The 23,804-nt window shown below is 66.8% G+C and carries 24 protein-coding genes; 17 read left to right on the forward strand and 7 right to left on the reverse strand.

The window, feature by feature from the left end; all coding sequences use genetic code 11:
• Positions 1–44 precede the first annotated feature (44 nt).
• Positions 45–995, forward strand: coding sequence for a phosphoribosylaminoimidazolesuccinocarboxamide synthase (locus ACQKLX_RS19215; RefSeq protein WP_427363158.1), 951 nt, complete (start codon positions 45–47; stop codon positions 993–995).
• Between the two features lie 98 nt (positions 996–1,093).
• Complete coding sequence (locus ACQKLX_RS19220) at positions 1,094–1,681, forward strand: hypothetical protein (RefSeq protein ID WP_427363159.1); 588 nt, start codon at positions 1,094–1,096, stop codon at positions 1,679–1,681.
• A 58-nt stretch (positions 1,682–1,739) separates the two neighbouring features.
• On the opposite strand, the gene ACQKLX_RS19225 is transcribed toward ACQKLX_RS19220, so the two are convergent.
• Positions 1,740–2,708: a threonine ammonia-lyase gene (locus ACQKLX_RS19225; protein WP_427363160.1), complete on the reverse strand. Its 969-nt coding sequence runs from the start codon at positions 2,706–2,708 to the stop codon at positions 1,740–1,742.
• 151 nt (positions 2,709–2,859) lie between these two features.
• Between ACQKLX_RS19225 and argE the strand changes: the two genes are divergently transcribed.
• The 9 genes from argE (at position 2,860) to ACQKLX_RS19270 (ending at position 13,773) form a co-directional block, all read left to right on the forward strand.
• Positions 2,860–4,008 (forward strand): acetylornithine deacetylase, encoded by a 1,149-nt coding sequence (gene argE, locus ACQKLX_RS19230; RefSeq protein ID WP_427363161.1) that lies wholly within the window; start codon positions 2,860–2,862, stop codon positions 4,006–4,008.
• A 238-nt stretch (positions 4,009–4,246) separates the two neighbouring features.
• Positions 4,247–5,836 carry an ABC transporter substrate-binding protein gene (locus ACQKLX_RS19235; RefSeq protein ID WP_427363162.1) on the forward strand — a complete coding sequence of 530 codons (1,590 nt, stop codon included), beginning with the start codon at positions 4,247–4,249 and terminating at the stop codon, positions 5,834–5,836.
• A gap of 195 nt (positions 5,837–6,031) precedes the next feature.
• Entirely contained in the window at positions 6,032–7,012 is a 981-nt protein-coding gene (locus ACQKLX_RS19240) for an ABC transporter permease (protein ID WP_427363163.1), read from the forward strand.
• An 8-nt stretch (positions 7,013–7,020) separates the two neighbouring features.
• Positions 7,021–7,968, forward strand: coding sequence for an ABC transporter permease (locus ACQKLX_RS19245; RefSeq protein ID WP_427363164.1), 948 nt, complete (start codon positions 7,021–7,023; stop codon positions 7,966–7,968).
• Between the two features lie 157 nt (positions 7,969–8,125).
• On the forward strand, positions 8,126–9,727 hold the full coding sequence (locus ACQKLX_RS19250) for an ABC transporter substrate-binding protein (protein WP_427363165.1): 1,602 nt from the start codon (positions 8,126–8,128) through the stop codon (positions 9,725–9,727).
• Positions 9,728–9,800: 73 nt separating this feature from the next.
• A complete protein-coding gene (locus ACQKLX_RS19255; protein ID WP_427363166.1) occupies positions 9,801–10,784 on the forward strand; it encodes an ABC transporter permease in 984 nt (327 codons plus the stop codon).
• Positions 10,785–10,791: 7 nt separating this feature from the next.
• The gene (locus ACQKLX_RS19260) at positions 10,792–11,739 is read left to right on the forward strand and encodes an ABC transporter permease (RefSeq protein WP_427363167.1); all 948 of its coding nucleotides are present in this window, start codon (positions 10,792–10,794) and stop codon (positions 11,737–11,739) included.
• Positions 11,740–11,782: 43 nt separating this feature from the next.
• The gene (locus tag ACQKLX_RS19265; protein ID WP_427363168.1) at positions 11,783–12,784 is read left to right on the forward strand and encodes an ABC transporter ATP-binding protein; all 1,002 of its coding nucleotides are present in this window, start codon (positions 11,783–11,785) and stop codon (positions 12,782–12,784) included.
• The gene (locus ACQKLX_RS19270) at positions 12,781–13,773 is read left to right on the forward strand and encodes an ABC transporter ATP-binding protein (RefSeq protein ID WP_427363169.1); all 993 of its coding nucleotides are present in this window, start codon (positions 12,781–12,783) and stop codon (positions 13,771–13,773) included. The genes ACQKLX_RS19265 and ACQKLX_RS19270 overlap by 4 nt, the downstream gene beginning before the upstream one ends.
• Positions 13,774–13,782: 9 nt before the next feature.
• On the opposite strand, the gene ACQKLX_RS19275 is transcribed toward ACQKLX_RS19270, so the two are convergent.
• Both ACQKLX_RS19275 and ACQKLX_RS19280 read right to left on the reverse strand, forming a co-directional pair.
• Positions 13,783–14,007 carry a hypothetical protein gene (locus tag ACQKLX_RS19275; RefSeq protein ID WP_427363170.1) on the reverse strand — a complete coding sequence of 75 codons (225 nt, stop codon included), beginning with the start codon at positions 14,005–14,007 and terminating at the stop codon, positions 13,783–13,785.
• A 73-nt stretch (positions 14,008–14,080) separates the two neighbouring features.
• Positions 14,081–15,340, reverse strand: a complete 1,260-nt coding sequence (locus ACQKLX_RS19280; RefSeq protein ID WP_427363171.1) for a peptide ABC transporter permease — start codon at positions 15,338–15,340, stop codon at positions 14,081–14,083.
• Positions 15,341–15,517: 177 nt separating this feature from the next.
• Between ACQKLX_RS19280 and ACQKLX_RS19285 the strand changes: the two genes are divergently transcribed.
• The 4 genes from ACQKLX_RS19285 (at position 15,518) to ACQKLX_RS19300 (ending at position 17,769) form a co-directional block, all read left to right on the forward strand.
• The gene (locus tag ACQKLX_RS19285) at positions 15,518–16,036 is read left to right on the forward strand and encodes a DUF2478 domain-containing protein (RefSeq protein WP_427363172.1); all 519 of its coding nucleotides are present in this window, start codon (positions 15,518–15,520) and stop codon (positions 16,034–16,036) included.
• A 20-nt stretch (positions 16,037–16,056) separates the two neighbouring features.
• A complete protein-coding gene (locus tag ACQKLX_RS19290; protein WP_427363173.1) occupies positions 16,057–16,950 on the forward strand; it encodes a formate dehydrogenase accessory sulfurtransferase FdhD in 894 nt (297 codons plus the stop codon).
• A complete protein-coding gene (gene mobA / locus ACQKLX_RS19295; protein WP_427363174.1) occupies positions 16,943–17,575 on the forward strand; it encodes a molybdenum cofactor guanylyltransferase MobA in 633 nt (210 codons plus the stop codon). Before ACQKLX_RS19290 ends, mobA begins: the two co-directional genes overlap by 8 nt.
• A gap of 71 nt (positions 17,576–17,646) precedes the next feature.
• The gene (locus ACQKLX_RS19300; RefSeq protein ID WP_274532920.1) at positions 17,647–17,769 is read left to right on the forward strand and encodes a hypothetical protein; all 123 of its coding nucleotides are present in this window, start codon (positions 17,647–17,649) and stop codon (positions 17,767–17,769) included.
• Here the strand turns inward: ACQKLX_RS19300 and ACQKLX_RS19305 are convergent.
• A complete protein-coding gene (locus ACQKLX_RS19305) occupies positions 17,766–18,167 on the reverse strand; it encodes an SRPBCC family protein (protein WP_427363175.1) in 402 nt (133 codons plus the stop codon). The two genes, ACQKLX_RS19300 and ACQKLX_RS19305, sit on opposite strands and share 4 nt — an antisense overlap.
• 162 nt (positions 18,168–18,329) lie before the next feature.
• Here ACQKLX_RS19305 and ACQKLX_RS19310 point away from each other — a divergent pair, with 162 nt between their 5' ends.
• Complete coding sequence (locus ACQKLX_RS19310) at positions 18,330–18,818, forward strand: VOC family protein (RefSeq protein WP_427363176.1); 489 nt, start codon at positions 18,330–18,332, stop codon at positions 18,816–18,818.
• A gap of 16 nt (positions 18,819–18,834) precedes the next feature.
• Here the strand turns inward: ACQKLX_RS19310 and ACQKLX_RS19315 are convergent, their stop codons facing one another.
• Positions 18,835–19,965 carry an Mrp/NBP35 family ATP-binding protein gene (locus ACQKLX_RS19315; RefSeq protein ID WP_427363177.1) on the reverse strand — a complete coding sequence of 377 codons (1,131 nt, stop codon included), beginning with the start codon at positions 19,963–19,965 and terminating at the stop codon, positions 18,835–18,837.
• Between the two features lie 29 nt (positions 19,966–19,994).
• The gene (locus ACQKLX_RS19320) at positions 19,995–20,258 is read right to left on the reverse strand and encodes a sulfurtransferase TusA family protein (RefSeq protein WP_427363178.1); all 264 of its coding nucleotides are present in this window, start codon (positions 20,256–20,258) and stop codon (positions 19,995–19,997) included.
• A 192-nt stretch (positions 20,259–20,450) separates the two neighbouring features.
• Here ACQKLX_RS19320 and ACQKLX_RS19325 point away from each other — a divergent pair, with 192 nt between their 5' ends.
• The gene (locus ACQKLX_RS19325; protein WP_427363179.1) at positions 20,451–21,707 is read left to right on the forward strand and encodes a c-type cytochrome; all 1,257 of its coding nucleotides are present in this window, start codon (positions 20,451–20,453) and stop codon (positions 21,705–21,707) included.
• A 1-nt stretch (position 21,708) separates the two neighbouring features.
• Here ACQKLX_RS19325 and ACQKLX_RS19330 read toward each other — a convergent pair whose 3' ends face one another.
• Positions 21,709–23,748 carry a 4Fe-4S binding protein gene (locus tag ACQKLX_RS19330; protein WP_427363180.1) on the reverse strand — a complete coding sequence of 680 codons (2,040 nt, stop codon included), beginning with the start codon at positions 23,746–23,748 and terminating at the stop codon, positions 21,709–21,711.
• Between the last annotated feature and the right edge of the window lie 56 nt (positions 23,749–23,804).

Here is a 23,804-nt window from a genome sequence, read left to right on the forward strand (position 1 = left end):
GGAGCGTGTCGCTCCGGATGATTCCGAAGCTTGCGAGTGCTGCGATGTCCGAGGCGAACACGATCCGCGACGTGACGATCCCGGAATTGCCGAACCACTATCGCGGCAAGGTCCGCGAGAATTACGATCTGCCGGATGGGCGCCGCATCATCATCGCCACCGATCGCCTGTCCGCCTTCGACCGCGCCATCGCCTGCATCCCGTTCAAGGGCCAGGTGCTGACCCAGACCGCGCGCTTCTGCTTCGAGCAGACGGCCGATATCTGCCCCAATCACGTCCTCGATTATCCCGACCCGAATGTCGTCGTCGGCCAGCGGCTCGATATCCTCCCCGTGGAGATCGTGGTGCGCGGCTATCTCGCTGGCACCACCGGCACCTCGATCCTGACCATGTACAAGCAGGGCCAGCGCGAGATGTATGGCGCCCGCTTCCCCGACGGCCTGCGCGACAACGAGGCGCTGCCGCAGGCGATCATTACGCCGACCAGCAAGGCCTTCGACGGCGGCCATGACGAGCCGCTCTCGCCGGCTGATATCCTGGAGCAGGGCCTGCTCACCAAAGCGCAGTGGGAGACGCTGTCGGGTTACGCGCTGGCGTTGTTCGCCCGTGGCCAGAAGGTCGCCGCTGAGCGCGGCCTGATCCTCGCCGACACCAAGTATGAGTTCGGCACCGATCCCGACGGCAGGATCATCCTTGCCGACGAGATCCACACCCCTGATTCCAGCCGCTACTGGTTCGCCGGCAGTTATCCCGAGCGCTTCGCGAAAGGCGAAAAGCCCGAGAGCTTCGACAAGGATTTCGTGCGCAACTGGGTGGCGGCGCGCTGCGACCCCTATAACGAGCCGATTCCAGAAATCCCGGACCAACTGATCGAACAGACCTCGCAGGTCTATATCAAGGCGTTCGAGACGATCACCGGCAAGGTCTTCGAGCGGCCGGCGGACGAAGTCGCGCCACTGGAGCGGATCAGGCGGAATCTGGCGCGTTATTTCTGAGGCGGATTTCGGCCCGGCAGCCCAAAGTCGGCGCCACGGAACAGCCGCAGTGCGCGCGCGTTAATGGTGGCCCGTCCTTGTCGTCGAGGGAGGCCGCCATGCGCCGCCTGATCGTTCTCGCCGCTTCGCTCGTTCCCTTGTTTGTTTTTACTGCCGAAGACGCCTCGGCGCAGGGATTTGGCGGCAGAGGCTTCCACGGCGGAGGTATCCGCGCTGGTGGCGGCGCGTTCGGCGGCGGAGCTCGTTTCGGCCTGGCAGGACGGAATTTTGGCGGCGTCCGCGCGGGAGGCTTCGGCTACCGAGGCGGCTTCTATCGCGGCGCCGGCTGGGGCTATCGGCCGGGTGGCTGGGGCGGCGGATTCTACGGGCGCCCGGGCTATTGGCGGCGCGGCTATTACGGCGGCGGTTGGGGATGGGGCGCCGGAGCCTTGGCCACCGGCGCCATTCTGGGCGCAGCCGCTGCCTCGCCCTATTACTACGGCGATCCTTACTATTACGGAGCGCCCTACGCGTACCGTCGACCGTACTATACCGGCCCCTATTATGCTGCCCCGGTCTCATCGGGCATCGGCAACTATTGCCAAACGCCCGTGCGCACCTGCCAGCTGATCAATCCGGCCGATCTCGGAGCCGGTTGCTCCTGCCGCGTCGCCGGCGGGCGGGCTCGGGGGGCGGTCGTTCCCTGATAGCGAGCGGCCGGTGACGTCGAGGGCGCGCCGTTGGTCGGCGCGTCCTTCGATCGGCTCAGATCCCGAACTCTCCCCGCCAGCGCTCGATGTCGTCGAGCGCGACGTTCGAGCCGCACAGCACCAGCGCGACTCGCTCGCCCGGCTTGAACTGGTCCTTGCGCGTCAGCGCGGCCGCGATCGTGCAGGACGCCGCCGGCTCGAGCAGGACGCGCCCGTTCTGCAGCACCCAGACCAGCTCGCGCACGGCTTCCGCATCCGGCACCACCACGATCTCTTCGAGGAACTGGCGCGCCGCGGCCATGGTGCGCTCGGTCGCGAAGGGGGCGCCGAGCGTGCGCGCGATCGAGGTCGGGCGGATCGGCACCGGCTTTCCGGCTTCGAGCGCCTGCGTCATCGTCGTCGCGCCTTCGGTCTCGACGCCGTGGATGCGCACAGCCGGGTCGAGCCCCTTCAGCGCCGCGCCGACGCCGGCCGAGAAGCCGCCGCCGCCGATCGAGATGAAGACATGGTCGATCCGCCCGCCGGCATCGGCTGCGAGCTCGAGGCCGACCGTGCCATGGCCGGCGATGATCGCGGGGTCATCATAGGAATGGACATGGGTCATGCCCTTGCCCTCGTACTCCTCCGCCTTGGAGAAAGCGGCGAGCGCGTCCTCGCAGAGCTCGACCTCGCCGCCCGCTTCCTGGGTCAGGCGGATATTGAGCGGGGCGACGTTCTTCGGCATCAGCACCAGCGCCCTGATGCCGAGCATGCTGGCGACCAGCGAGACGGCGATGGCGTGGTTGCCGCCGGAGACGGTGACGACGCCGCGCGCCCTCTCGGCATCGGACAGGCCGAGCAGCTTGTTGTAGCAGCCGCGGACCTTGAACGAGCCCGCGAGCTGCAGGCTCTCGACCTTGACCACGGTCTCGACCCCGAGCCGGGCCGAGAGGCCGGCGCTCATGAAGGTCGGCGTGCGCCGGACCTTGCCCGCGATGCGGTTGGCGGCGGCCTGGATGTCGGTGAGGGTGACGTCGAAGGTCATGGCGGACTCGCGGGGAAGCTTGCTTGGCCGGCACAACAGCGCGCCGGGCGCAGCCCGGTCAAGCGCGCAGAAGCGATTGACGACAGGCAATGCCAGCGTAGCCTGCCGGCACGGTTCATGCCTGTCGGCCAGTTTCTGGAGATTTCTACCCGTGCGATATTCCCCCAAGGAGATGCTGGCCAAGCTGGTGTCGTTCAACACCGAGTCCTGGCGCAGCAATCTCGACCTCATCCATTTCTGCCGCGATTATCTCGCCGCCCATGGTGTCGCGAGCACGATCGTGCCGAGCCCGGACGGCGAGAAGGCCAATCTCTACGCGACGGTCGGCCCGCAGGTCGAAGGCGGTGTCGTCCTCTCCGGCCATACCGATGTCGTGCCGGTCGAGGGCCAGGACTGGAGCTCCGATCCGTGGACGCTGACCGAACGCGACGGCAAGCTCTATGGCCGCGGCTCCTGCGACATGAAGGGCTTCGACGCCATCGCACTCGCTTTGGTGCCGGAGATGCTGGAAGCCGGCTTGAAGCGCCCCTTCCATATCGCGCTCTCCTATGACGAGGAGGTCGGCTGCATCGGTGCCGCGATCATGATCGACGCGATGGCGGAGGCGGGCCTGAAGCCGTCCGCGGTGATCGTCGGCGAGCCCTCGATGATGCAGGTCGTCACCGGCCATAAGGGCGGCACCCGTATGAAGACGACGGTGCGTGGCCACGCCGTGCATTCGAGCCGTGTCGACATCGGCGTCCCCGCCGTGATGGTCGCCGGCAAGCTGATTGCCTGGCATGACGAGGTGATGGCTGAGAACAAGGCCAATGCGCAGCCCGGCATCGCGTTCGAGCCGCCCTATTCGACCTTGCATGTCGGCGTCGTCGCCGGCGGCACGGCGGTCAACATCACCGCCGAGCACGCCAGCTTCAGCCATGAGGTGCGCGTTATGCCGGGCGACGATACCGACTATGTCGCGCGCTACCGGGCGAAGATCGCCGAGCTGGAAGGGCCGATGAAGGCGATCGCCCCCGAAACCGGCATCACCATGGAAATCACCTCGCAGACGCCGCCGCTGGCGCCGGAGAAGGAGGGAGCGGCCGAGACGCTGTCGCGACGGATCACCGGCGACAACGCCAGCCATGTCGTCGCCTACGGCACGGAAGGCGGCCTGTTCCAGGCGGCTGGCTGGTCCACCGTGGTCTGCGGGCCCGGCGATATCGCCCAGGCACACCAGCCGGATGAGTTCATCACCGTGGCGCAGCTCGACGCCGGCACGGCCTTCGTCCGTGCGCTGATCACGGAACTGGCCCGCTGAAGGCGCAAAGGGCGGGGTGCTTCCTTGCAAGGGTTTGCCTCGCCCTTCGCAGCTTCGTGCGTTGCATTAGTTGGATTCGCAACAAAGTTCGATCTGGAACGAAGTCGATCGACCGCACTGGACGTGGGCTTCGAACCGTCATTAATCTGCCGCCTTCGTCGGTCTGCCGCCAAAATAGGCGCGCGGCCGGCACCGCTCCTGGGGAGGAGTGGTTTCTAACCAACGGGAGCAGTCTCACATGTCGTTCAAGACCCATTGCCTGGCAGCCGTTGCCGCCCTGGCCTTGATGTGCGGGGCTGTGCAAGCCCAGACCTTGCGATACGCCAACCAGGGCGAACTGAAGTCGCTCGACCCCTATACCGTCAACGAGACCACCACCAACGCGCATCTCGGCCACCCCTATGAGGGCCTGACGGCGCGCGGCAAGGATCTCAAGATCGAGCCGGCTCTCGCCGAGAAATGGGAGATTTCGGCTGACGGCCTGAAGTGGCGCTTCTTCCTGCGCAAGGGCGTCAAGTTCCATGACGGCTCGGATTTCACCGCCGATGACGTGATCTTCTCGGCCGACCGTGTCCGCGCCCAGGGCTCGAACTTCACTACCCGCATCCCGACCAGCGCCAAGTTCGTCAAGGTCGACGACCACACGGTCGATGTTGTGCTGACCGCGCCGAACCCGATCCTGAACGCGCAGTGGGACACCTGGTACATCATGTCGAAGAAGTGGGCGGAGGCGAACAACGCCGTCGCTCCGACCCCGGCGGCTGCGACCACCCCGAGCCACGCCTCGCTCAACGCCAACGGCACCGGCCCCTACAAGATCGAGAGCCACCAGCCGGGCGTGAAGACCGTCTTCAAGCTCAACGAGAACTACTGGAAGAAGATCGAAGGCAACATCAAGGAGATCATCTTCACCCCGATCTCCTCGGACGCGACCCGCGTCGCCGCGCTGCTCTCCGGCGAGGTCGACGTGATCGAGCCGGTTCCGATCCAGGACATCCAGCGCGTCAACGCTTCGGGCAACGCCCAGGTCCTGACCGGCCCCGAGCTGCGCACCATCTTCCTCGGCTTCGACCAGACCCGTGACGAGCTGCTGGAATCGAGCGTCAAGGGCAAGAACCCGTTCAAGGATCCGAAGGTCCGTCAGGCCTTCTTCCAGGCGATCGACATCGAGACGATCAAGAGTCGCGTCATGCGCGGTCTCTCGACCCCGTCGGCGCTGATGATCGCGCCGGAGCTCTACCCGCATGCCGGCTTCACCCGCGCCAAGTTCGACACCGAGGGCGCCAAGAAGCTGCTCGCCGAGGCCGGCTACCCGCAGGGCTTCGAGCTCGGCATGGACTGCCCGAACGATCGCTACGTCAATGACGGCCAGATCTGCCAGGCTGTCGTCGGCATGCTCGCCCGTATCGGCGTCAAGGTGAACCTCAACGCCCAGCCCAAGGCGCAGTACTTCGCCAAGGTGCTGAAGCCGGGTGGCTACAAGACCTCGTTCTACCTGCTCGGCTGGACCCCCGGCACCTTTGACAGCCACAATGTCCTCTACGACATCCTCGGCTGCCGTGACGTTGCTGGCTCCTCGCGCGGCGAGTCGAATCTCGGCAACTACTGCAACAAGAAGGTCGACGAGCTGACCGACAAGATTCTGGTCGAGTCGGATACCGCCAAGCGCAACGCCATGATCGGCGAGGCCTACAAGATGACCGTCGACGAGTTCTCCTACATTCCGCTGCACCAGCAGGCCCTGGCCTGGGGTGTCTCGAAGAAGGTGAAGCTCGCCCAGCGCGCCGACAATTCGGTGCTGCTCTACTACGCCACCAAGGAGCAGTGAGGGTCCGCGCGCGCCGAGCATCCCTCGGCGCGCAGCCTCTCCAGCTTCGCAGAACAGCGCTGTCATTCCGACCAGCCGCATAGCGGCGCGGCACTGGAAACCGTCGTAAGCCCCTAGCTCTACGATCGAGTCCGATATTCCGCTTCATCCTGGCCGGAATGACGAAGCTGGCGAAGCCCTACTTGAAAGGCGACCATGCTCGCATTTGTCCTGCGCCGGCTGTTCCAGTCGCTGATCGTGATGCTCGCGGTCGCGCTGATCGCCTTCACCATGTTCCGCTTCGTCGGCGACCCGGTGAACCAGATGGTCGGCGTCGACACGCCGCAGGAGCAGGTCGCGCAACTGCGCCAGACGCTCGGCCTCGACGAGCCGGTCGTCGTCCAGTTCGCGCGCTACATCTATAACGCCGCCCGGCTCGAATTTGGCGTCTCCTACCAGTTCCGCCTGCCGGTGATCTCGCTGCTCGGCGAGCGCGCCCCGGCGACGCTGGAACTCGCCTTCATGTCGGCTCTGTTCTCATTGCTGGTCGGCATACCCATGGGCGTCTATACGGCGCTGCGCCGCGATAGCTGGCTGGCGAAGATCTTCCAGACGGTCTCGCTGGTCGGCATCAGCCTGCCGACCTTCCTGATCGGCATCCTCCTGATCTACCTGTTCTCGGTGACGCTCGGCTGGCTGCCCTCCTTCGGGCGCGGCGAGGTGGTGAAGATCGGCAACTGGTGGACTACCGGCCTGCTGACCGCCTCGGGCTGGAAGGCTCTGATCCTGCCTTCGATCACGCTCGGCCTGTTCCAGATGACGCTGATCATGCGCCTCGTCCGGGCCGAGATGCTCGAGGTCCTGCGCACCGATTACATCAAGTTCGCCCGTGCCCGGGGCCTCAGGACGCGCGCCATCCATTTCGGCCATGCGCTGAAGAACACGCTGGTGCCGGTGATCACCATCGCCGGCCTGCAGCTCGGCTCGATCATCGCCTTCGCCATCATCACCGAGACGGTGTTCCAGTGGCCGGGCATGGGCCTGCTCTTCCTCAAGGCGGTGCAGCAGGTCGATATCCCGATCATGGCCGCCTACCTCATGTTGATCTCCTTCCTGTTCGTCAGCATCAACCTGATCGTCGACCTGCTCTACGCGCTGGTCGATCCGCGCCTGCGCGCGACGATCGGGGCGCATTGAGGCCGGTCATGAGCGCGCAACCCGCTTCCTCCTCGAAACAGCCGCCCTCGCTCTGGGCCCGCATCCTCGACAGCGACATCCTGGCGAGCTTCCTGCGTTCCAAGGTGACGATGGTCGCCGCGGTGATCGTACTGGTGTTGTTCGTCGGCGCCTTCTTCTCCCCTTGGATCGCGCCGACCAATCCGTTCGATCCGGCGACCGTCTTCCTCTCCGACGCCAACATCCCGCCGGCCTGGCAGGATGGCGGCGATCCGAAATTCATCTTCGGTACCGACGATCAGGGCCGCGATCTCTATTCGGCGATTCTCTATGGCCTGCGCGTCTCGCTGATCGTCGGCCTGCTCGGCGTCGCGCTCGCGGCGACGATCGGCATCACGCTCGGCCTGCTCGCCGGCTATCTCGGCGGCCGCGTCGATTCGCTGATCATGCGCATCGCCGACGTGCAATTGACCTTCCCTGCCATCCTGATAGCGCTGCTGATCGACGGTGTCGTCCGCGGCATCTTCAAGCATGCGAACCGCGAGGACACTGCGCTCTACGTGCTGGTGATCTCGATCGGATTGAGCTTCTGGGTGCAGTACGCCCGCACCATCCGCGGCTCGACCCTGGTCGAGCGCAACAAGGACTATGTCCAGGCTGCCCGGCTCGTCGGCCTGCCGGCACCGCTGATCATGCTGCGCCATGTCCTGCCGAACGTGATTGGCCCGGTGCTGGTCATCCTGACCATCAACCTGGCGCTTGCGGTCATCACCGAGGCGACACTGTCCTTCCTCGGCGTCGGCCTGCCGCCGACCCAGCCCTCGCTGGGAACGCTGATCTCGATCGGCAACCGCTACCTGTTCTCAGGCGACTGGTGGATCGTGACGTTCCCGGGTGTGACTCTCGCCATTTTGGTCCTGGCAGTGAACCTGCTCGGCGACTGGCTGCGCGACGCCCTGAACCCGAGGCTGCGATGAGCAGGATTTGCTGTGCAAACCGCCTTTTTGCGCAGCAAACGCCTGCCGAAGCCATGTGTTTTACGCAGATTGGACCCGTGACAGACAAGGGGGCGGGTCCTAACATCCGGCGCTTCGGCTGGCCCGCGACCGGGCCGCGACTGGGAGGTCAAATCCGATGAAACCGCGTAATCTTGCGCTTGCCGCTGCGCTGCTCGGCGTCTCCGTGCTGGCGCTCGGCGCCGTCGAAGCCAAGCCGCTGAAATGGGCCTCGGCGGGCGATGCGCTGACGATCGATCCGCACGGCCAGAATGAGGGCCTGACGACCTCGGTCAACCAGCATATGTATGAGAGCCTGACCGAGCGCGACCATGCCGGCAAGCTCCACCCGCTGCTGGCTTCGTCCTGGAAGGTGCTGCCGGACGATCCGACCACCTGGGAGTTCAAGCTGCAGGAGGGCGTCAAGTTCCATGACGGCGCGCCCTTCACCGCCGACGATGTGGTGTTCTCCTATGAGCGCGCCATGCAGCCGACCTCGGATTTCAAGGGCTACCTGACCTCGGTCGAGAAGGTCTCGAAGGTCGACGACCTGACGGTCCGGATCAAGACCAAGGGGCCGAATCCGCTCCTCATCAACAACACCTCCTCGATCCGCATCATGAGCAAGGCCTGGGCGGAGAAGAACAACGCCACCAAGGCGCAGGACTTCAAGAACAAGGAAGAGAACTACGCCGTCCGCAACGCCAACGGCACCGGCCCCTTCGTCCTCGTCTCGCGCGAAGCCGACGTGAAGACGGTAATGAAGCGCAACGAGAATTATTGGGCCAAGGCCAAGGTGCCGCTCGAGATCACCGAACTCACCTATGTGCCGATCAAGCAGGACGCGACCCGCATCGCGGCGCTGCTCTCCGGCGAGGTCGACTTCGTCCAGGACGTGCCGGTGCAGGACATCGCCAGGCTGAAGGGCGATTCCAAGCTGCGCGTCACCTCCGGCCCCGAGAACCGCACCATCTTCTTCGGCATGGACGTCGCGTCCAAGGACCTGAAGAGCGACAATGTCGAGGGCAAGAACCCCTTCGCCGACAAGCGCGTCCGCCAGGCGATGAACATGGCGATCAACCGCCAGGCTATCCAGCGCGTGGTGATGCGCGGCGAGTCGATCCCGACCGGCATCATCCTGCCGCCTTTCGCCAATGGCTGGACCAAAGAGCTCGATGCGGCGCCTGCGACCGACGTCGCAAAGGCCAAGGCGCTGCTCGCCGAGGCCGGCTATCCCAACGGCTTCTCGGTGACGCTGCACTGCTCGAACGACCGCTATATCAACGATGAGGGCATCTGCCAGTCGGCGGTCGGCATGTTCGGCCAGATCGGCGTCAAGGTGAATCTGGTCTCGCAGTCGAAGTCGATCCACTTCAACCTGATCCAGAAGAACCCGCCTGAAACCGAGTTCTACCTCGTCGGCTGGGGGGTCCCGACCTTCGATAGCGACTACGTCTTCTCCTATATGTACCACAGCCGCACCGGTTCGCAGGGCAGCTGGAACGCGACCGGTTATTCCGACAAGGATGTCGACGCGCAGATCCAGACGCTCTCCAAGGAGATCGACATCGCCAAGCGCGACGCCACCATCGCCAAGATCTGGGCGAAGGTGAAGGACGAGACGATCTACCTGCCGCTCCACCATCAGTCGCTCAGCTACGGCATGAAATCGGCGCTCGACATACCCGTCGACGTTTCGAACAACCCGAAGCTGAAGATGGTTTCGTTCAAGGGCTCGTAGAGCCGGCATCCGTCGCAGGGGCCGCACCTAGACGGCCCCGCGACATCGTTCGTGTAGAGGGGTTATCGACGCGATGCTCGCCTATATCCTGCGCTCGCTGATGCAGGGGCTGGTGGTGATGCTCGCCGTCGCCTTCATCGCCTTCTCCATGTTCCGCTTCGTCGGCGATCCCGTCGTCAACATGCTCGGCCAGGAAGCGACGTTGCAGGACCGGGCCGAGCTGACTGAGCGGCTCGGCCTCAACGATCCTGTGCCGCTGCAGTTCGCCCGCTTCGTCGCCGATGCGGCCCGCGGCGACTTCGGAATCTCCTATCGCCAGGGCCGCAAGGTCTCCTCGCTGATCCTCGAGCGGCTGCCGGCGACGGTGGAGCTGGCCGTACTCTCGGCGATCTTCGCCTTCGTCACCGGCATCGCCTTTGGTGTCTATGCCGCGATCCGCCGCGATGGCTGGATCGCCAATCTCGTCATGTCGGTATCCCTGATCGGGGTCAGCTTGCCGACCTTCCTGATCGGCATCGGGCTGATCTACATCTTTGCCGTCGAGCTTCGCTGGCTACCCTCCTTCGGGCGCGGCGACACCGTTCAGATCGGCTGGTGGTCGACCGGGCTTTTGACCGCGAGCGGACTCAAGTCGCTGGTCATGCCGGTGCTGACCCTGGGCTTCCTGCAGTTGACGCTGGTGATGCGCCTCGTCCGCTCCGAGATGCTGGAGGTGATGCGCGCCGATTTCATCCGCTTCGCCAGGGCGCGCGGCATTCCCGAGCGCAGGATCGAGTTCCGCCATGCCCTGCGCAACACCATGATCCCGGTGATCACCATCGCCGGCGTCCAGCTCGGTGGTGTCATCGCCTTCGCGATCGTCACCGAGACGGTGTTCCAGTGGCCGGGACTGGGCGCGCTCTTCGTCAACGCCGTGCAGTTCGTCGACGTTCCCGTGATGTCGGCCTATCTGCTCTTCGTCGCCTTCGTCTTCGTGCTGACCTCGCTCCTAGTCGATATCGTCTATGTCGCGCTCGATCCACGCCTGCGCGGCGGCGTCCTGGTCCCGGCGAAGTGAGGCGGCGATGACGACAGCTCCCTTGCCCGCCCCGAAATCACCCGGCCGCTTCGCCCGGCTCTGGGATTCGGACCTCGCCTATTCCTTCCGCTCCTCACCGATCACGGTGGTGGCCAGCATCATGGCGCTGCTGCTCGTGCTCGCCGCCGTCTTCGCCCCGCTGATCGCGCCCTACGACCCGTTCGATCCGGCCACGCTCGATCTCTCCGACGGCTTCTCGCGGCCGATGCAGCCCAACGAGATCACCGGCAAGGTCTTCTGGCTGGGGTCGGACGGGCAGGGCCGCGACATCTTCTCGGCGATCCTCTACGGCTCGCGCGTCTCGCTGATCGTTGGCGCGGCCTCGGTGCTGTTCTCGCTGGTGCTCGGCGTCGGTCTGGGACTCGTCGCCGGCTATGTCGGCGGCCGCACCGAGGCGCTGATCATGCGCGTCGCCGACATCCAGCTCTCCTTCCCGGCGATTCTGGTGGCGCTGCTCGTCTTCGGTGTGGCGCGCGGATTGATCCCGCCGGCGGCGCAGGAGCAGATGACGCTGCTCGTCCTCGTCGTCGCGATCGGCCTGTCGAACTGGGCGCAATATGCCCGCACCGTGCGTGGCTCGACCCTGGTCGAGAAGAACAAGGTCTATGTCGATGCCGCCCGTCTGATCGGCCTCAAGGCCTGGCCGGTGATGCTCAAGCACGTCCTGCCCAATGTCGCCGGCCCAGTGCTCGTCATCGCCACGATCAATCTTGCGCTGGCGGTGATCGAGGAGGCGACGCTCTCCTTCCTCGGCGTCGGCATGCCGCCGACCCAGCCCTCGCTAGGCACGCTGATCCGCTTCGGCCAGCAATACCTGTTCTCCGGCGAGTGGTGGATCCTGCTCTTTCCTTCGCTCGTGCTGATCCTGTTCGCGCTCTCGATCAATCTGTTCGGCGACTGGCTGCGCGATGCGCTCAATCCGAAACTGAGGTGACGATGATACGCTTCTCGCCTTCATTCGTGTCCGCGGAGCTGCGATGACCCAACCCGTCCTCTCGGTTCAGGACCTCACCGTCGAGTTCGTCACGCGGCGTGGCACGTTGCGCGCCCTCGACAAGATTTCCTTCGATATCGCCCGCGGCGAGGTGCTCGGCGTGGTCGGCGAATCCGGCGCCGGCAAGTCGGTCACCGGCTCGGCCATCATCGGTCTGATCGATCCGCCGGGCCGGATCGCCGACGGCAAGGTCGTGCTCTCCGGCAAGCGTGTCGATCACCTGCCGCCGGAGGAGATGCGCCGAGTCCGCGGCAAGCGCATCGGCATGATCTTCCAGGACCCGCTGACAAGCCTCAACCCGCTCTACCGGGTCGGCGAGCAGTTGATCGAGACGATCCAGACCCATACCGACCTCAACGCGGCCGATGCGCGCAAGCGCGCCATCGCTTTGCTCGACGAGGTCGGCATCCCCGCGCCGGAACGGCGCATCGACGGCTACCCGCACGAATTCTCCGGCGGCATGCGCCAGCGCGTCGTCATCGCGCTCGCGCTCTGCGCCGAGCCGGAATTCATCATCGCAGACGAGCCGACCACCGCGCTCGACGTCTCCGTGCAGGCGCAGATCATCGGCCTGATCAAGCGGCTCTGCAAGGAACGCGGCACCTCGGTGATGCTGGTGACGCACGATATGGGGGTGATCGCCGAGACCGCCGATCGCGTCGCGGTGATGTATGCCGGGCGCGTCGCGGAGATTGGCCCGGTGCGCGAGGTCATCAAGCAGCCGCTCCACCCCTATACGCAAGGGTTGATGGGCGCGATCCCCTCGATCGAGGGCGACGCCGAGCGGCTGGTGCAGATTCCCGGCGCGATGCCGCGGCTCTCGAACATTCCTAAGGGCTGCGCCTTCAATCCGCGCTGCTCCAAGGTGTTCGCCCGTTGCCATGTCGAGCGGCCGGAACTCATCGATGTCGGCGGCCACCAGGTCGCCTGCCATCTCTACGACAAGGCGCAGGTGCCGACCGGCAAGACGGAGATCGCAGCGTGAGCGAGAAAGCCTTCGTCCAGGTCCGTGACCTCAAGCGCGTCTTCGACGTTTCCAAGCCCTGGCTCAACCGGGTGCTCGAACGGCAGGACAAGCAGTATCTCAAGGCCGTCGACGGCGTCTCCTTCGACATTCGTAAGGGCGAGACCTTCGCGCTCGTCGGCGAGTCCGGCTCGGGCAAGTCGACCGTGGCGCGCATGGTCGTCGGTCTGCTGCACCCCTCCGGCGGCACCGTCTCCATCGACGGCGTCTCGATGTCCGATCAGGCTGCCGCGGCCGAGCGTCAGCGCCTGCGCCGGCGCATCCAGATGATCTTCCAGGACCCCTACGCCTCGCTCAATCCGCGCTGGCGCGTCGGGCGGATCATCGCCGAGCCGATCCGCGCCTTCGACATCATCCAGGGCGATGCCGCGATCGAGGCGCGCGTCGGAGAACTGCTCTCGCTGGTCGGCTTGCATCCGGACGACGGCAAGAAGTTCCCGCACGAATTCTCCGGCGGCCAGCGTCAGCGCATTGCGATCGCCCGCGCGCTTGCCTCCAACGCCGAGTTCATCGTCTGCGACGAGCCGACCTCGGCGCTCGACGTCTCCGTGCAGGCGCAGATCCTCAACCTGATGCGCGATCTGCAGCAGAAATTCGGGCTGACCTATCTCTTCATCAGCCATAATCTCGCGGTCGTCCGGCACATGGCGACCCGCATCGGCGTGATGTATCTCGGCCGCCTCGTCGAGGTCTCCGATGGCAAGCAGCTCTTCGCCGCCCCGCGCCATCCCTATACTAGGATGCTGCTCGATGCGGTGCCGGACCTCGCCATGATCGGCAAGCCGCGCGAGGGGGTGAAAGGCGAGATCCCGAACCCGATCAACCCGCCCTCGGGCTGCACTTTTCACCCGCGCTGTCCGCTGGTCTTCGATCGTTGCCGGGTCGAGAACCCGCCGGTGATCGACGGCGTCGCCTGCCACGCGGTGAATGCGGGGCGGGAAGCGGCGTAGGCAGCTTGCTCAGGCGGCGCGCCGGCCATGCGAGCTGAGTAGCTCATGGCCCCGGCGCGTCACCGTGACCAGCCGGCCTTCGCGCGCGACATAGCCGCGATCGACAGCGTCCTCCCAGACCGTCAGGCGTGGGCAGGAGGTGCGCCAGCTCTCCATGAGGTCGGCATGCGAGCGCTCGTCGCGCGCAACCCATTCGACGAGATCGAGGATGAGCGGATCGTCTTCGGCAAGCATCGCGGCCGCGCCCTCCGATCGGTACGGGGAGCGATGATAGCGCTGCGCGGCGGGCGGGAAAAGCTGCGCCCGCTCACTCCCCAGGCGGCAGGCTCGGCGCCTTCGGTCGCCGGCCGAGCGGAGCCACCGGCCGCTCCGTGCGGTACTGCCCCCGGGCGATCGCGGTGAACAGCAGCGCGACGGCGGTCAGCGTCATCAGCCACCAGGTCTGGAACGAGGCGAAGCCGAGCGCCGCCAGCGCGAAGGCCGTGACATAGGCCGCGACGCCGCCGGCCGCGAGCGCGCCCGGCATCCGGCCGGCGGCGCTGACGGCGAAATAGAGGCAGAGCGCTGCCGTCGCCGCACCGACCAGGCCGAGCTCGTACCAGGTCTCGAACAGGATGGTGGTCGGAACCTCGATCGGGAGTGCCCCGGTGGTCCGCCCGCGCAGCACGGTGTCGAGCCCGTGGCCGGTGATCAGCTGGACCGGGCGGCTGGAGATGATGTCGGCCCAGATGTCGAGCCCGGCGCCGACTGTGCTGAACACGGCCGGCGAGAGCCGGAAGAAGGGCAGCAGCAGGAAGGGCAGGAGCGGGGCGAGCAGCATCAGCCCGGCCATGATCCCGCCCATCAGCCTGGCGCCGACGATGCGGTTGGCGCTGACCGCGCCGAAGGCGATCGCGCCGCACAGCATCGCCATCGCCTCGCCATCCTCGATGCGGGAGAGGGCGAGCAGCCCGACGACGAGCGCCAGCCCCAGCGCCGTCAGCCCGCGCTCGCGCGAGAGCAGCCAGGCCAGCGCCGGCCAGGCCATGATGAGTACGACGCTGACGCCGCGTTCGACACTGCCGGCAGCATCGGCGGCGCGTGAGTCGACCGGCCCGAGCGCCTCGGTCAGCAGCAGGCCGAGCGCGAAGATCGCGGCGGTGCCGGCGCCGAGCGCCGCGAGATTGAGGTTCGAGGCGCGCATGCGCTCGGGCAGGGCGGCTGCGCCGGCAAAGCCCAGCGCCACCGCGAGGAAGAGATTGGCCGCCTTCTCGGTGGCCGAGCCGGTATAGGGGCTCCAGACCAGCGAGAGCACGGCCCAGCCGACCAGTGCCCACAGCGTCAGTCCGGCACGGCTGAAGATCGATGCCCTGATGTTGCCGGCGAACCAGCGCGGCGCCTCGATCAACGCGGCAATGGCCAGCAAGATGACGCCGATCGGCACCAGAACGACGGCGGCGCGGCGCGAGACCAGCGAGGCCAGCGGCAAGGCGAGCGCCAGCGTTGCGAAGCCGATGCGGCGCAGCAGCAGCGCGGCGTCGGTCGCGGGGTCGAGGGGCGTCTGAGAGTTCGGACGGATCATGGGCACGCGGGACTCACGGCGAGCCGCGCCCGGCCGGGATGCCGGGAACAGCCCATTTCACCCTAGCGCCGGTTGCAGGCTGCGACTGTAGGTGCGTTGCAACACTGGCAAAGCATCTCATGCAGTTTGGAACACCTAAAGTTCACTGGCCGTAAGCGTCGTTCCGTGGGATGAAGGACAACGATGACTGCTCCGCTCGCCGCGATCGTCTATTCCTCGGGCTTCCCCATCGATGAACTGATGGCGGAGGTCGCCGATTCCCTGAAGCGCGAGGCCGTCCGCCTCGGTGGCGTGGTCCAGCACAATAATGGCGACTGCATGAGCGGCTGCGCCAGCATGGCGCTCGAGGATCTCGCCTCTGGTCGGCTTTTCCCGATCAGCGAGGATCGCGGCGCCGGTTCGACCGGCTGCCGGCTTGACGCGGCCGGGCTCGCCGCCGCCGGCGCGGCCGTCTCGGGAGCGCTCTCCGGCCCGGTCGACCTCGTCATCGTCAACAAGTTCGGCAAGCAGGAGGTACTCGGCCAGGGCCTGCGTGCCGAGATAGCCGCCGGAGTCGTTGCCGGTCTGCCGCTGCTGACGGCGGTGCGCGACGACATGCTTCCCGCCTGGTCGGAGTTCGCCGGCGAGGATTGGCAGCGCCTGCCGCCCGAGCCGGGTGCGGTAACCGGTTGGGCGATGGCGGCGCTGCGCCAGCCGGCCTGACGCCCGCAAGGAGCCGTTTCGTGCCGCTCGGCAGCGATTTTCTCGACGACTATCTGGTCCGGCCCGACCCTGCCGCTGCGCGGCTCGGCGCGCGCGTCGCCGGCATCGACCACACCGGCGCTCGGGTCGAGACTCGCGTCGTCACTGAGCGGGCGCTGACGCTCTATCTGAACAGCCAGGAGATCGTCACGATGATGACGATCGGCGACCATCCGGAGTATCTGGCGCTCGGCTATCTCCTCAACCAGAACATGCTCAGGCGTGGCGACGTCGTCGAGGCTGTCGATTATGACGAGGAGCTTGAGGTCGTGGTAGTGCGCACGCCGGAGCGCACCAATTTCGAGCAGAAGCTGAAGAAGAAGACGCTGACCTCGGGCTGCGCGCAAGGCACCGCCTTCGGCGACCTGATGGAGGCGATCGACGAGATCGTCCTGCCCAAGGCCGAATTGCGCACGAGCTGGCTCTATGCGCTGACCCGCAAGATCAACACGACGCCCTCGCTCTATCTGGAGGCCGGCGCGATCCATGGCTGCGTGCTCTGCGAACGCGACCGGCCACTGGTCTATATGGAGGATGTCGGCCGCCACAACGCCGTCGACAAGGTCGCCGGCTGGCTGTTCCGCCACGATGTCGATCCCGGCAAGATGATCTTCTACACCACCGGCCGTCTGACCTCGGAGATGGTGATCAAGACGGTTCGCATGGGCATCCCGATCCTGGTCTCGCGCTCGGGCTTCACCGAATGGGGCGTTGAGCTCGCCCGCAAGGCCGGCCTGACCCTGATCGGCCGCGCCCGCGGCAAGCGCTTCCTGGCGCTGGCCGGCGAGGACCGCATCGTCTTCGATCAGGATCCGGACAGCGTCGAGGACGAGGGCGGCAAGCATCGCCGCAAGGGGGCAGGGGGCGATGATTGAAGCGGCTCCTCCGACCCTCGGCCTCCTTCTCGCTGGCGGGCTCGCCCGGCGCATGGGCGGCGGTGACAAGCCGCTGCGCACGATCGCCGGCCGAACTATCCTCGCCCATGTGATCGACCGCCTGGCGCCGCAATGCGATGGCCTCCTGCTCAACGCCAATGGCGATCCCGCGCGCTTTTCCGATTACAATCTGCCCGTCGTAGCCGACAGCGTGCCGGATTTCGCCGGGCCGCTCGCCGGCATCCTCGCCGGGCTCGACTGGCTGGCCGCGAACCGGCCGGGGGCGCAATGGCTGGTCAGCGTCGCCGCCGACACGCCCTTCATCCCGCGGGATCTCGTGGCGCGGCTGCATGCGGCGCGGGAGGCGGCGAATGTGCCGCTTGCCTGTGCCGCCTCGAGCGGCTGGACCCATCCGGTGATCGGGCTCTGGCCGGTTTTTCTGCGCGAGGAACTGCGCCATGCGCTCACGCTCGAGGACGAGCGCAAGATCGACCGCTGGACGGCGCGCCATGGGGTGGCAGAAGTCGAATGGCCGGTGACGCCGGTCGATCCCTTCTTCAACGCCAACCGGCCGGACGATCTCGCCGAAGCCGAGCGGCTCCATGCCGCGCTTGGCGATGCTTGATCGGCGCAAGCACCGCCCCTAGATTCAACCGATAAGCGAAGCTTATTCGCCTGCCTCCTGGGGGAAGCCGCATGAAGTCCTTTGCCATCGCCGTCGCCTTCGCCGCCATTGCCGCCTACGGGGCGAGCCTGGTGCTGGCGACCTATCAGCGCCCGGTCGATGTCGCCTATGCGACCAGCAGCGTGCGGCTCTAGCCCTCCAGCAGTTTCTTCAACCGGGCAAGATCGGCCGCGATCCATTCGGCATCGCGGGCGAAGTCGTCATCCGTCATGTCGGGCCGCCTGAGCAGTGTGAACACCACCTCGCTGCCACTGCCGTTCGCCAGCGCGCGCATCGGGTTGTGCATAGGCATGCCGCTGTCGGGGATGACGGCATGGTCGAGCACGCCATAGCGATTGGGCTCGCTGAATAGCACGCGCATCGGCCCCATCGGCGTCTTGGCGCGATAGGTCATGCCCTCGACATGGCTGAACTCAGCCCCGAGGCCTTCTGCCCATTTCGGGAAGTTCAGGGGCTCGGCGAGGAAGCCGTAGACCTCCTCGATCGGCCGGTCGATCGCGATGCTGATATGGCGTGTCGGCAGGACGGGCATGATCGCGTCTCCACAGGTTCTGTGACCTAGAACATATCATGAACAAAATCTGATGTCATCGCGGATCGGTGATGGGCCGTGCGCGAGCTCGCCGCGGATCGATCAAGAATCCGCCGGCTTCGAGGTCCTCTTTCCCAGCGGCGACGGATCAGGAGATTCGACATGAAGCAGAGCATCGGCTTGGGCCTGGCGATTTTCGTGCAGCACGGGCGTGAGCAGGAGGCCGCGGACTTCTACAGCGAAGCCTTCGAGGCACGGCAGCTCAAGACGCACAGGGTCGACGGCGAACTCGCCGGGGTCGAGATGCTCATCGGCGGAACCCGCGTCTCCGTCGCCGGTTCCAACCCACGCCGTGAAGAAGAGCCGTCCTATGGCGGCCCGTTCTTCCCCAAGGCGGCCGGCGCGGTCAGCATGACGATTCTGCTGACGGTTCCCGACATCGAAATCTGCTTCGCCCAGGCGATCGTCGCGGGTGCTGCGCTGCGCGACCGGGTCCAGACCGATACCGAAGGGCGGCGGGTCGCCTCGCTGTTCGACCCATTCGGGCACATCTGGATGCTGACCGAGCGACAGACGGAAGCAGAAAAAGTGTCTCCCGATCGGTTCGCAACACAGGCCGATCGGTCAAGCGGCCTCCATCTCCAGAGATAGAGGCGGCCGACCAGCCTTATTCGATCACGATCCGCGGCGCCGCCCGGGCCGGCCCGGCAAGGCCGGCCTTCACCTGTCGCGCCAGTGCGACATAGGCCTTGGCATGGGCGCTGTCCGGGTCGCTCGCGACAATGGGGCGGCCGCCATCGGAGGTCTCGCGGATCGGCATGGCGAGCGGGATCTCGCCGAGGAAGGGCACGCCGAGCCGCTCCGCCTCATGCCGGGCGCCGCCATGGGCGAAGATGTCGGAGCGGTGGCCGCATTCCGGGCAGATGAAATAGCTCATGTTCTCGACAATGCCGAGGATCGGCACCTCGACCTTCTTGAACATGGCGACGCCGCGCCTCGCATCGAGCAAAGCGAGGTCCTGCGGCGTCGAGACGATCACCGCCCCGGCGAGCGGGGTTTGCTGCGCCATGGTGAGCTGGGCGTCGCCGGTGCCGGGCGGCATGTCGACGACGAGCACGTCGAGCTCGCCCCAGGCGACCTCGCGCAGCATCTGGGTGATCGCCGAGATCACCATCGGGCCGCGCCAGATCATCGGCGTTTCCTCGTCGATCAGGAAGCCGATCGACATGATCTTCAGGCCATAGGCCTCCATCGGTGCGAGCGTGCGGCCCGAGACCAGTCGCGGCTTGCCGGTGATGCCGAAGATCTTCGGCACCGACGGGCCATAGATGTCGGCATCGAGCACGCCGACCTTGAGGCCAAGGGTCGCCAGGCCGACAGCGAGATTGGCTGTGGTGGTCGACTTGCCGACGCCGCCCTTGCCGCTCGCCACGGCGATGATCTGCTTGACGCCGGGAATGCCGGCCGCCTTCGGTACCGGCCCGCCGGGGCCGGGCTGGCCATGCGCCTGCCGGCGCGCTTCGGCCGCCTGCGAGGGTGCGCGTCCCGGCGCCTTGTCGGCGGTGAGGCCGACCAGCACCTGCGTCACGCCGGGAATGCCGCCGACTGCGCTCTCGGCCGCCTTGCGTACCGGTTCCATCGCGCTGGCTTCGGTCGCGTCGATGCCGATCGCGAAGATCACCTTGCCGCCGTCGATCAGGATGTCGCCGATGCGGCCGGACGCCGCCAGCGATTGCCCGCTCGCCGGCAGCTTCACCAGTTCGAGCGCGCGCAGGATGTCGTTTTGCGAAAGGGCCACGATCTGGGCTCCGTTATGCTGGCGTGACGCTAGGCCGCGGCCTTGCGGATGTGGAAGACCAGCAGCTCACCCTCGCTGCTGCTGAGTTCGATGGCGTCGCCGGTCTCGCGCATCAGATTGGGGATGTCGATCGCCGCCATCGGGTCCGTGCATTCGACCAGGAACAGGTCGCCCGGAGCCGCGGTTTTCAGCGCCTTGCGCACGCGCAAAGCGGGGAGGGGGCACTTGAGGCCGCGCAGATTGAGCGGGATGGACGTCATAGTCGAAGCCGATCGAACGATGTTGCGCTTCATATGATGGCTTTTCGCGAGGGAGCAACAGGGGCCTTTACCCTTCTCCCCTTGGGGGAGAAGGTGTCTGCGAAGCAGACGGATGAGGGCAGGATGGCTACGGGCAGCGATGGAAAATGGGCGCAGCGGCGCGGCCCTCATCCGTCAGCGCTTCGCGCTGCCACCTTCTCCCTCGAGGGGAGAAGGGGTCGCGCGGTGCTTCTCGCGCTTGTCCTTGGGACACTGCCCACCTCCGCTCAGGAACTGCGCGGCCATGGCGGACCGGTGCGCGCGGCCGCCGTTTCGGCTGATGGCGCGACGGCACTCACCGGCTCCTTCGACCAGTCGGCGATCCTCTGGGACCTCGCCCGTGGCAGCGCGATCAGGGTGCTGCGCTTCCATCAGGGCGCGGTCAACGCCGCCGTCGCGGTCAATGGCATCGGCTTCGCCACCGGCGGCGAGGACGGCAGGATCGCGCTTTGGCGCGGCGATGCACCGGAGCCGGTGAGGGTGATCGAGGGTCACAGGGGGCCGGTCGCGGCACTCGCGATCTCGCCGGAAGGACAGCATCTCGGCTCCGCGTCTTGGGATGGGACGGTGCGTGTTACCGCCCTGACCGACGGTGCGGCCCGGGTGCTCGAAGGTCACCAGGGACCGGTCAACGGCGTCGCCTTCGCACCCGGCGGCATGGTCGTCTCCTCCGGCTATGACGCGACCTTGCGCTTCTGGCCCGCCGATGGCGGCGCGCCGCTGATCGTCACCAAGCCCGCCCCGCTCAACGGCGTCGTCGTCGCCCCCGACGGCGAGATCGCGGTCGCGGCTGCGGATGGCCGTCTGCGCCTGTTCGGACAAGATGGAGCCCAGCGCGCCGAGATCGCGGTCGGCGACACCCCGCTGATCGCGCTCGCCATCTCGCCGGATGGCGCGACGATCGCGGCCGGCGGCCTGCGCGGCCAGGTCGCGCTGGTCGACCGCAGAACGCGCACCATCCGCGCCACTTTGGTCGGTCCTGGCCTGCCGGTCTGGTCGCTCGCCTTCCTGCCTGACGGCAAGCAGCTCCTCTCCGGCGGCGCCGACAGGCTGGTCCGGCGCTGGAACGCCGTCACTGGCGAGCATGTCGGGGCGGTGGTGCCGCGCGCCGGCGAGGATGCGCTCGCCGCCTTCCAGGGCGAGCGCGGCGCGCAGGTGTTCCGCGCCTGCGCGGCCTGCCACACGCTGACGCCGGCGGATGGCAACCGCGCCGGCCCGACCCTGCACGGCATCTTCGGCCGCCACATCGCCTCCGCGCCGGGCTATGCCTATTCCGACGCGCTTAAGGGCATGGACATCGTGTGGAGCAAGGAGACGGTGGCGAAGCTGTTCGAGATCGGCCCGAACGCCTACACGCCTGGCACCAAGATGCCCGAGCAGACCATCAACTCGGCCGAAGACCGGCAGGCGCTGGTCGACTGGCTGGAGAAGGTGACGCGCTGAGCTACCCCAGCGGGTCCTCGCCCCGTTCCGCCCGCTCGCGCAGATAATCGTCGGTGGTGCGCACCGGCGGGCGCTGCGGCGAGTGGTGCGGGTCGAAGCTCTCGTTGACCACGGCCTCGACCCGGCAATCCTCGCACATGCGCAGGATTGCAGCGCGCTTGGCGCCGTCGCCCTTGAACATCCAGTGCTTGTTCTCGAGCTTGGCCGCGATCTTCTCGATCGTGCTGCGGACCCCGAAGGGCTTGGCGCAGGCGATGCAGTGGAAGGGTTCCTCTTGCTTGACGATCTGGCGGCCGCCTTTCCAGGCGTCGAAATCGACGCGCGGCTCCAGCGTGATCACCTTCTCCGGACAGGTCGCGGCGCAGAGCCCGCACTGCACGCAAAGGTCTTCTTGGAAGGTGAGCGTCGGCCGCTCCGGATTATCTCCGAGCGCGCTGACCGGGCAGGCCGAGACGCAGGCGAGGCAGAGCGTGCAGCCTTCGGTGTCGACATGGATCGTCCCGAATGGCGCAAGCGGCGGCATCGTGACGTTGGCAACCGGTGTCGGCGCGGCGGCGTGCAGTTCGCCGATCGTCTGGCGCAGCAGCGGGCGTCCGCTTCCCATCGGCCGGAAGCGCGCGGGCTGGGCGGGGCTGGTGCCGCGCGCGATCTTCGCGAGCGCGGCGGCGAGCGCATCGGGATCGTCGGTCTCGATCAGCCCGGCGCGTGCCTCGCCATAGCCGAGCGCGTCGGCGAGCGCATTGGCATAGTCGAGATTGCGCGTGAGGCCGGAGAGGTCGTGCTTCGGCTTGGCGCGGCCGAGCACACGGATGGCGGAGGCGCCGAAGGCGAGCGCCGCGGCGAAGATCTCCAGCCCGATCTGGGTGACCTCGTTGACGCGCAAGGGCAGGACACGCGCCGGCAGGCCGGCGCCATGGCGGGCGAGCGCCTCGATCAGCGGCTCGCCATGGTCGCCGTCATGCAGCAGCACGATCGGCTCGCGCCCGCCGGCCTCGGCATAGGTGACGAGCAGGGTCCGCAGCTTGCGCAATAGCGCATCGGCCGGCGGCAGCGCATAGGTCACGGCCCCGGTCGGGCAGACGGCGGCGCAGGCACCGCAGCCGGCGCAGATCTCGGCGGAGATCGCGACATGGTCGCCCGCCGGCGTGATCGCGCCGGTCGGGCAAAGCTCGAGGCAGCGCGTGCAGCCGGTCTTCTGCGAGCGCGCATGGGCGCAAAGCCCTTCGTTCAGGGCGACATAGGCCGGCTTGTCGAACTCGCCGACGAGCCCGCTCGCCTGGAAGGCGAGCCGCTCGATTGCCGCCGCATCGCGCGGATCGGCGCGTAGATAGCCGGCGCGGAGGTCACCGGCCGGGAACAGTGGCGTGCCGCCGGAGACGTCGATCACGACGTCGCAGTGCGAGACCGCACCATTGCGTGGCGCCTCGAAGACGAGCTTGCCGCGCGAGGACGGGCTCGGGGCGGCGTAGTCGTTAACGGTAAGCTCGAAGGCGCCGAGCCAGCCGCTTGCCTGCGCGATCGTCCCCTTCAACACCGGGAACTCGTCGCTGCGCGGCGGCGCGATCTCGCCGGGACGCGACAGCAGCACCGTGACGTCAAGATGCTCGGCAAGCTGGTGCGCCAGGGTGATCGCGACCTCGTCGCGGCCATAGATCAGCGCGACGCCCTTGCTGGTCAGCGTCGTGAACGAGGCCGGCGGCATGGGCTCGCTCGCGGCGGCGAGCAGGGCGGCCATCTTCGGGCCAGCAGCCTTGGCCTCGTCCGACCAACCGGCCTGTTCGCGAATGTTCGTAAAGAGAAGGTCGCCGGCGTAATCGAGGTCGGCTGCGACCTCCTCGAACAGCGGCGCTTCCTGCGTGCAGGCGACGGTGATCGCATCGCTCTTAGCCAGCATGGCGCGGAAGCGCTCGATCTGGCTGCGGCAGAGATGGCGGTGCTCGCTGATCTCGGCGCCACCGCAGCCGCGCTGGATCGCTTTGCCGTCGAGCGGCATCGTGTCCTCGCACGAGCAGATCATCAGCGTGCGGGCGACATCGGTCATCGGGCAGGCATCCTCATGATCGCGGCGCGTCTTTGGTCGCGCTTGCGATAATCTCA

The sequence above is a fragment of the Allobosea sp. NPDC003192 genome (assembly GCF_050275675.1).
Lineage (GTDB): Bacteria > Pseudomonadota > Alphaproteobacteria > Rhizobiales > Beijerinckiaceae > Allobosea.